Raw genomic sequence first — 1,100 nt, forward strand, 5'->3', positions numbered from 1 at the left:
TCCATCGCGATGGGCGCGATCAGCTCGACCTCGAACTTCAGGTTGTCGCCCGGCATCACCATCTCGGTGCCCTCGGGCAGCGTCACGGTGCCCGTCACGTCCGTCGTGCGGAAGTAGAACTGCGGCCGGTAGTTGGCGAAGAACGGCGTGTGGCGGCCGCCCTCTTCCTTCGTCAGGATGTAGGCCTCGGCCTCGAACTTGGTGTGCGGCGTCACCGAGCCCGGCTTGCACAGCACTTGGCCGCGCTCCACCCCGTCACGCTCGACGCCCCTGAGGAGCGCGCCGATATTGTCGCCCGCCTCGCCGCGGTCCAGAAGCTTGCGGAACATCTCGACGCCCGTGCAGACCGTCTTCTTGGTGTCGCGGATGCCGACGATCTCGATCTCGTCGCCGACATTGATCACGCCGCGCTCGACCCGCCCCGTGACCACCGTGCCCCTACCCGAGATCGAGAACACGTCCTCGATCGGCATCAGGAACGGCTGGTCGATCGGACGGTCCGGCGTCGGAATGTAGTCGTCGACCGCCTTCATCAGCTCGCGGATCGAGGTCTCGCCGATCGCCTCGTCGCGGCCCTCCAGAGCGGCCAGCGCCGAGCCCTTCACGATCGGGATGTCGTCGCCCGGATAGTCGTAGGACGACAGAAGCTCGCGCACCTCCATCTCGACGAGCTCCAGAAGCTCCTCGTCGTCGACCTGGTCGACCTTGTTCATGTAGACCACCAGGGCCGGCACGCCGACCTGGCGCGCCAGAAGGATGTGCTCGCGGGTCTGCGGCATCGGCCCGTCGGCCGCGTTCACCACGAGGATCGCGCCGTCCATCTGCGCCGCCCCGGTGATCATGTTCTTGACGTAGTCGGCATGGCCCGGGCAGTCGACATGCGCGTAGTGCCGCGCATCCGTCTCGTATTCCACATGCGCCGTCGAGATCGTGATCCCCCGCGCCTTCTCCTCAGGCGCCGCGTCGATCTGGTCATAGGCCTTGAAGTCACCGTAATACTTCGTGATCGCAGCCGTCAGCGTCGTCTTGCCGTGGTCAACGTGGCCGATCGTGCCAACGTTCACATGCGGTTTCGTCCGTTCAAACTTTGCCTTTGCCAT

At 65.3% G+C, this 1,100-nt stretch carries 1 protein-coding gene; it reads right to left on the reverse strand.

From position 1 onward, the window contains the following. A partial coding sequence (tuf, locus tag DEA8626_RS20770) for an elongation factor Tu (RefSeq protein WP_108855149.1) occupies window positions 1-1,100 on the reverse strand: 1,100 nt, incomplete at both ends.

The sequence above is a fragment of the Defluviimonas aquaemixtae genome (genome assembly GCF_900302475.1).
GTDB classification, from domain to species: Bacteria; Pseudomonadota; Alphaproteobacteria; order Rhodobacterales; family Rhodobacteraceae; genus Albidovulum; species Albidovulum aquaemixtae.